General features: G+C 48.2%; 10 protein-coding genes. 3 read left to right on the plus strand and 7 right to left on the minus strand.

What is annotated here, in order from left to right; translation table 11 throughout:
• Nucleotides 1–209: hypothetical protein (locus POREN0001_RS09470; RefSeq protein WP_040580059.1), on the plus strand; the 209-nt coding region annotated here is incomplete at its 5' end.
• A 332-nt stretch (nucleotides 210–541) separates the two neighbouring features.
• Here the strand turns inward: POREN0001_RS09470 and POREN0001_RS01450 are convergent.
• The 7 genes from POREN0001_RS01450 to POREN0001_RS01485 form a co-directional block, all read right to left on the minus strand.
• Nucleotides 542–1387, minus strand: a complete 846-nt coding sequence (locus POREN0001_RS01450; protein WP_004332339.1) for a DNA adenine methylase — start codon at nucleotides 1385–1387, stop codon at nucleotides 542–544.
• A gap of 181 nt (nucleotides 1388–1568) precedes the next feature.
• Nucleotides 1569–2018 carry a phage tail tube protein gene (locus tag POREN0001_RS01455; protein WP_040580062.1) on the minus strand — a complete coding sequence of 150 codons (450 nt, stop codon included), beginning with the start codon at nucleotides 2016–2018 and terminating at the stop codon, nucleotides 1569–1571.
• Between the two features lie 19 nt (nucleotides 2019–2037).
• Complete coding sequence (locus POREN0001_RS01460) at nucleotides 2038–2433, minus strand: hypothetical protein (RefSeq protein ID WP_040580064.1); 396 nt, start codon at nucleotides 2431–2433, stop codon at nucleotides 2038–2040.
• Nucleotides 2434–2643: 210 nt separating this feature from the next.
• Nucleotides 2644–2907, minus strand: coding sequence for a LapA family protein (locus tag POREN0001_RS01470; protein ID WP_004332341.1), 264 nt, complete (start codon nucleotides 2905–2907; stop codon nucleotides 2644–2646).
• 19 nt (nucleotides 2908–2926) lie between these two features.
• Nucleotides 2927–3304, minus strand: a complete 378-nt coding sequence (locus tag POREN0001_RS01475) for a hypothetical protein (RefSeq protein WP_004332345.1) — start codon at nucleotides 3302–3304, stop codon at nucleotides 2927–2929.
• Between the two features lie 73 nt (nucleotides 3305–3377).
• Nucleotides 3378–4193: a hypothetical protein gene (locus tag POREN0001_RS01480; protein ID WP_004332357.1), complete on the minus strand. Its 816-nt coding sequence runs from the start codon at nucleotides 4191–4193 to the stop codon at nucleotides 3378–3380.
• Nucleotides 4194–4237: 44 nt separating this feature from the next.
• Nucleotides 4238–5146 carry an HK97 family phage prohead protease gene (locus POREN0001_RS01485; protein WP_004332351.1) on the minus strand — a complete coding sequence of 303 codons (909 nt, stop codon included), beginning with the start codon at nucleotides 5144–5146 and terminating at the stop codon, nucleotides 4238–4240.
• A 160-nt stretch (nucleotides 5147–5306) separates the two neighbouring features.
• Here POREN0001_RS01485 and POREN0001_RS01490 point away from each other — a divergent pair, with 160 nt between their 5' ends.
• Together POREN0001_RS01490 and POREN0001_RS01495 are read left to right on the plus strand one after the other, a co-directional pair.
• Nucleotides 5307–5588 carry a hypothetical protein gene (locus POREN0001_RS01490; protein ID WP_004332349.1) on the plus strand — a complete coding sequence of 94 codons (282 nt, stop codon included), beginning with the start codon at nucleotides 5307–5309 and terminating at the stop codon, nucleotides 5586–5588.
• A 6-nt stretch (nucleotides 5589–5594) separates the two neighbouring features.
• On the plus strand, nucleotides 5595–6656 hold a 1062-nt coding region (locus tag POREN0001_RS01495), incomplete at its 3' end, for a hypothetical protein (protein ID WP_004332360.1).

Consider the following 6656-nt stretch of genomic DNA (forward strand, 5'->3'; position numbering starts at 1 on the left):
AAGGGAGACACCTAAGCAATGCACATGGTATTGGAGCCCTTTTGGCGAATATCGCTATCGGTACAACTTCGGATATATACGAAGGGGGGCAAAAACAACTTGCATACGCAGCCCGTTCTGAGTTCATAAACAAAGACAAAGAAGATCTACAGAGTGCATCTGATAATAGTGAGAGATCGAGTCTCTCAAGTGTTGTTTCATTGACATAGTAGATGGGCTATGAAGATCAACAAAAAGAAAGTGTTGTACGGGTTATTCCTTGCAGGAATGATATTCATCATTTACAAAAACACGACCCAGCCGACAAACAATGCCGACAAGTATTTTCAAGAGTATTTCGAGGGTGTTAAACTTCTTCCAGCAATTATATAAGACCGAAAAAATGAAAAGTACAAAGGAGCAAAACGAAAAGTACAGAATTAACAAGTCGAAACAGCAAAACGAAAAGTACAAAGGAGGGGCGAAAAATACACGCCACCTCCTTTTTTTTACACCATATCGAGGATACTATCGATATGGTTAATTAGCACTTAAGCAGCATTTAATCGCTACTTAACTTATAGTAGAGTACCTCGGGATTAGCTCCTCCCGACCCGAACGGGCTGGATCGGTACAACACTTGAGCATCAATAAATGGATGCTGATAACCCCATGCAGCGGAGGTGCGGCGGAGAAACGGTACGAAGTCGAACTTAGTCGAAGAGAAGTAGAGGTAGTTATTGGTTGGCATCAAGGTGAGGAGATCTAGGTAATCATCGCACGACCACGAGTTACCTCGGTATCCACCGCACTCAGTCGAGAGATAGGGAGGGTCAAGGATTAGTATCGTATTAGAGGCATCCTTATATGCTGATAGTAACTCTCTGTAATCGACAGATACAATCTCTAGCCCGCACAAATACCTCTCGGATGCGCCAGCATCTGAGAGAGCCGTACGGCTCGGGTGGGCATAGAGGCCTCTTGATGCCAAATCCTTGGGAGAATAGGCAAAGTTGTTGGTAAACAACAGCCATCCTGATAAGGTTACCCAGTCGACGTATTGACACCTTTTTTCGTGGGCTTGTACAGCTCGTAGAACAAGAGCTTTGTACTCTTCCGGGACGCGGGAATTATGCTTGAGTGGGGCAAGAATAGAAACAATCTCTTGTCTTAGCTGCTCGGTCTCCTTAATGTGGCGGAGACGCTCAGAGTAGTTATCGTAATCGTTGTATATAACACGTGCAGCAGGATGTACATCCTTGCAGAGGCGGGATACGAGACCCGAACCACCGAAAACATCAACAAAGATCGTGTTAGAGGGCAGCGAGCGGATAATAGGCTCGAGCTGCTTTAGCCATCTGCGTTTTTGCCCGGCAAATGGCAAAGGGGCTGTAGTGTATTGTATCATGGTTTGGGTATCGATAAATGCACTACTTTTGTAGTGCCAAACTCAAAAATTAAAATAGGTGCTAGCACACTGACGGGATCCATATCCCCTCGCTGGGTGTGCTAGCACCTTTATTTTTGCCCTTGGAGTTTGGCGACAAAAGGGCAGAAAGGCGAGGGGCTTTTTATGCCCCTCTGTGTGTTTACTCTTTAGTGGTTACCTTGGTGGGCTTACCATCATTGACAAAGGTCGCGGAGTAGGTAGAATTGTCACTTGCAGGGTCAGTCCTGTCAAAAGAGGAGACGATAAAATCACCCTCTGTAAAACTCTTACCGCCATTTTTGCCCTGCTTGTATCCGTATTTGAGTTTTACAGTCTTGCCTTGTGTGATAGCCTCCTCAAGATCCTCGAGGGAAGTATCGCCAGTCTTGCAAAATCCATCACAAGTGATTGTAATCTCTACTTTTTTTACAACCTTTTTATCGTAGAGAGAGTCTTCGACGTCCTTATCGGTAACTACAGTAGTGGTAGTCTTGGTTTGACGCTTGTGCGTTTTGGCTCCAAGCATCACTTTATCTCCTACGGCGAGTACGATGTCACTACCATTTACATACGCTGTCTGAGTCGTGGGAGATGAGGGAGGGTTAGGCATAATCTTGTGTTTTAGAGTTTTATTTTTTCGATTTAGTTACTCTATATGTCACATATAGAGCGATAGGTATAGCAGCTCCAAGGCCGAGCAATAGGAGGATATTGCCCCCCTTTTGAGGAGGAGAGTCCTCTATAATACGCTTAAGTGTCGTGACACTTGGAGGAGGGACAGAGTCTACTCGATGATTACTCTTGCTCTCACTCGTTGCTCTCACTCGGTCAGAGGTCTCGCGTATGTAGATCGTATCCCCTACCTGCTTAATAATCACACTATCTACTTGTAAGATAGTATCGCGTTGTATTGTTGCGATACTATCACGATGGTAGTGGTGCACGTCAACGGGGACGATACGAGTCTTACATCCAACAAGGGTAAGGAGAGTAACAAGGAGGAGGGCGGCTCTACTCATTATCATTATCAATTCGGGCTTGGAGATCAGAGAGAGCTTTATTAAGGCGCGTGCGCTCCTTAACCAGCTCGGAGTTGGCCCCCATTAGCATGTTAATTGTGTCCTGATAGCTTTTGATACCTTCCGCCTTTCGGCCCCGGCGAGATGTTACGACGTTAACAATCGTTCCAACGAGCCCTCCGCCGACGAGGGCTATAATGACATCGACAATAAGGCTCATCGTAGGTACTTACTATATCTAGGTCGCGCGAGTGGGGTACGTATACGCTGCCGCTTAATCTCGGTCAGCTTGTTGTTGATAACCGAGTATTGTGCGCGCATCTCGGCATATTGCGTGCGCAGCTGCTCTTGCTCACGGCGAGTACGCTCAATACTCTCATTAAGCTGCCTAATAGCGCGTCGAGATCGGATATAATACCCATACAGGTAGCCTACCCCAACTCCGGCAATAAAGGCTATAAGGTTGATAAGGATCTGCATAGTTGTAATAGATTAATGGTTAGATCATGGCTTGTGCTCGCTCCCATACATCGATGGGGACCTCTTGCCCTGTCTCTACTTTTGTCATCGCACGGGCGAGGGCGACATCCTGTGCAGAGGACAGGTGAGCTCCGGCAGCTACTCCGAGGCGCTTGCTGACATATCGGATATATCCTGGGGTATCATTACCATCGGTGGGCGGCGCCCATCTTGTGATAATACCCTGTACAGTTGTTAGCTTATGCTTAGTGCGGTAGGTAGAGAGGAGCTTGAGCATTGCCCTGCAGCCCCACTCGAGGGTGGCAAACTCACAATACTTATCACCTTGTCGTGTGATCTCGCCCTGCCACTTTTGAGCCGAGGGGCGGAGGTTACCCGGGTTGTTACGTTTGATCATAGGGTCATGATGCTAGGGGTGCAGGGCGATGGCTCGCCCCTGCAGAGCCCTAGACGGTAAAAGATTAATGTTATTACTCAGTATAAGCGGTACCGGTTGCATTAACAAGGTAGACGCCCTTAGCATCCTTGCGTACAACGGTGCCCCCTGCACGCTCTTGCCCAGAGATCACGTCTCCATACATCGTGGCGCTACCCTCGTCGACGAAGAGCTCAGGCTCGTCTTTAGCCACCCCGACGGAGTTTTTTTGCCAGGCGAGCATATCAACGCCATCTGGGAGTAAATAATCCTGAACGACGTTAAAACTGAGGAGATTACCAAGCACACCTTTTGCCACGTCTGCGGACTTGGAAAAGGCGAGTGCCTCGTTTTCGGTCATTGAGTCAAGGAGGGCGTAATAGTTAGCAGGCGTGAGCATCACGTAGCGATCGGTAGCGAGGACCTTATCGGTTGCAAATTGCTCGGCAGCCGCGACGAACCACTTCTTGACACTCTCTCCGTCGTTCTTCTTACGCACTTTAGTGCTAGAGAGACACCATTTTTTTATTGTGTCTTGCGCAACAGCCTCTTTGAGTGCTTGTCGCGCCTCAGAGCAGACACTCTCGCGCTTATTGTATGACGTTTCGAGCTCCTCGGTACGTCCAACTCGGATCGGCTGAATCGCAAAGGTGTCAAGATCAAAATCCACATCCGCATCCTTGCGTTCGCCTGCCTTGGCGGGAAACTCATCGGGATTTTTGGTTATGGTGGCAGGCGTCCCTGCATTAGGCACATGCACCTTGTGCCCTTTGATGAATTCGGAGTAATCGGTTGCTTTGGAGAGGATTGAGTCGGACGAAAAGAGATTACCAACAAGGGTATCCGCCCACAATTCTACTAGGATTGGCATGTTTTTAGGTATTAGAAATTAAGGTTAATAGTTAAGGTTGTGTGTTAGTGCTTGCCGAATCGCTCCTCGTACTTTTGCTTGAAAAGTTCGGGGTCTTCGGCACGGAGGGCTGCAAGCTCGCCTCGCTTGTCGAGCTCATCCCATGATCCTGCAAAGCGTGTCTCAGCGGGAGGAGTAGATTGGAGCATAGAGCCGAGCGATTGGGGCTTGGAAATGGATGACAGGACACTCTTACAGAGCTTCTCATCCTTAGCATAGAGTTGCTCATACGTTGCTCTATCAGACTCCTTAATGCGGCCATCTTGGACGGCTGCTGTAATCAGAGCATTACGCTCGGCAGCACGGAGGTCGGATAGCTCCCCTTTGAGTTTTGCAAATTCGGCAGAGAGGGTAAGGATGGCTTGCGACAGTTCGGCCGCAGACGCTCCTGCATCAAGAGCAAGGGCTTGATACGCCTCAGAGGCAAGTTGGATAGACTCCTGGGCTGGGGTTTGGTTGGGTTTTGGCATAGTTGCTTTTAACTGTTCTAGGTATTTAACTTCTTCTTCTCGCTCGAGAGGTACCCCCTCTCGGCTGTATAGTTTGACAGCCCCTCGATTAGAGGGGATAGAAACGATAGAGATCTCTAGGAGCTCCCACGCAGTTACAGAGTCATAGTCCTCGTGATAGGTCAGTTCTGATATAAAAAATCCGGGGGACACACCTCGGAGGAATCCCTTCTCCGCTTTGCGCTGCACCTCTTTGGCCAGGGGATCCTCAGTGTCAAACTCGACACTTGCTATGAGCTTACTCCCCTCGATACGGAGGTTAGATGCCTTACCCACAATACGCTCTGTATCGTGCTGATAGAGCACGATAGGGTTAGCAGTGTAGCGAGTAAGGTCGCACCCCTGATTGGATAGGCGCCAGCCTCTGTCGTTTGTTATTGATTCGTCATTGATTATCAGGTCCATCTTGGTGTGGTTGGGCTTAATTCGCCGGCAAAGTTGCCCTTCTTTTTGCTATAGACAAAATCAATACTACGCCGTGTTGTAATTGTTTTTATCTATATCCTATCGGCTTTAATTTTGCCCCCGAATTAAGGTTTAACCACTATTTAACAACTGATTAATCATGGACAAAAAACAATCAACGACTGCTCAGACTACTATTACAATTAAGGGCGTAAGCTACCCTTGTTATGTTACGATGGGAGCCCTCCTGCTCTATAAGCGCATCACAGGGCGCGAGATGAACGAAGTAACAACCCCCTCCCTCGAGGACACTATGCAGATTATCTATTGCGTCTCCAAAGCTGCCTCAATGGCAGAGGGTATAGAGTTTCCGTTTGCGGACGTTGTCGAATTTGCAAGCCACCTCACCCCCGATCAGGTCTCTGCTATCCGTATTGCTTAATATCTAATGATCTACCTACACCCCTCCCTCGGCATCTCAAACGCCCCCTCTACACCTCCTCGCATCACAGATCCTAGCTACATCGACAGGATCTATGAGTTTGTCGGTGTGCAGAAGGCGCAGTTTAGCATCGTGATTGAGGCAAGCAATGGTACTGTACTTGACGACATCAAGGAGACACGCCTTACTGCTCATCTCTTTGACGCGGAGGGGCGTGAACTCACGGAGCATCTAACCGCCCTCACTCTCTACTGGGAGGAGCATAATGAGGCATGGACAGAGGTCGGGAGGGGGTGGTCGTACCTTGTTAATGACACATCTCGCTTTTTGCGCCTCTTGCGCGTACGTGTCTCACAGCTTGACATAATGACTGCACTTGGTGCTACAATCGACGCGGAGACAAAAAAAACACTCGCGGGGATTATGGTACAGCAAGAGGTCAAGATAACAAGCAGCTCCTCTATCTATAATCGCATACCATCTGCAGGTCTCATACATCAGCAACTTGTTAATGATGCCAAATTTAGAGAGTTGGTCAAGGGCGAAAAAGGCGATGCCGGGAAGGACACCGCCCCAATTCGCCCCAACCTCCTCGAGGGATACATAGATAGAGTTGTCACGCTCGAAGCGAGAAATAATGGTACCTCAAGCGATAATTACAATTACAACTTTCTGGTTGGTCCAAAATGGTTGGAGGATGGCAAGGCTTATGTCGTAAGTGCCGATTTTGAGTGGATAGGTGGAGATACGCCTGACGGGGTTAGCTTGTTAATGTACAAGAGAGACAATAATCACTTGTATAGTCACACAGAACTTAACGGGCGCACAAAGGCTAGAGTAAGCATATACATAGCAGCAGGCGTACATAACACTGTAGGGATAGGAGGATATGCAGGTCGAGCAGGTAAGACTCGAGGGGTTGCGGCTCGATACAGTAATATTAAGTTAGAGGAGGTACAAGATGGAGAAACAAAAGAAAGTACGACGTACCTACCTCATCTTAACGACCTTAAAGGCGCAGACGGCAAGAGTCTGACACTCGCGGACTTGGACATTAGCTGGAGGGGC

Source organism: Porphyromonas endodontalis ATCC 35406, assembly GCF_000174815.1.
GTDB lineage: Bacteria > Bacteroidota > Bacteroidia > Bacteroidales > Porphyromonadaceae > Porphyromonas > Porphyromonas endodontalis.

What these genes read in the sequence shown, in the direction of transcription:
- POREN0001_RS01450 (WP_004332339.1), bottom strand. Translation starts at nt 1,387, where the DNA reads ATGATACAATACACTACAGCCCCTTTGCCATTTGCCGGGCAAAAACGC.
- POREN0001_RS01455 (WP_040580062.1), bottom strand. Translation starts at nt 2,018, where the DNA reads ATGCCTAACCCTCCCTCATCTCCCACGACTCAGACAGCGTATGTAAAT.
- POREN0001_RS01460 (WP_040580064.1), bottom strand. Translation starts at nt 2,433, where the DNA reads ATGATAATGAGTAGAGCCGCCCTCCTCCTTGTTACTCTCCTTACCCTT.
- POREN0001_RS01470 (WP_004332341.1), bottom strand. Translation starts at nt 2,907, where the DNA reads ATGCAGATCCTTATCAACCTTATAGCCTTTATTGCCGGAGTTGGGGTA.
- POREN0001_RS01475 (WP_004332345.1), bottom strand. Translation starts at nt 3,304, where the DNA reads ATGATCAAACGTAACAACCCGGGTAACCTCCGCCCCTCGGCTCAAAAG.
- POREN0001_RS01480 (WP_004332357.1), bottom strand. Translation starts at nt 4,193, where the DNA reads ATGCCAATCCTAGTAGAATTGTGGGCGGATACCCTTGTTGGTAATCTC.
- POREN0001_RS01485 (WP_004332351.1), bottom strand. Translation starts at nt 5,146, where the DNA reads ATGGACCTGATAATCAATGACGAATCAATAACAAACGACAGAGGCTGG.
- POREN0001_RS01490 (WP_004332349.1), top strand. Translation starts at nt 5,307, where the DNA reads ATGGACAAAAAACAATCAACGACTGCTCAGACTACTATTACAATTAAG.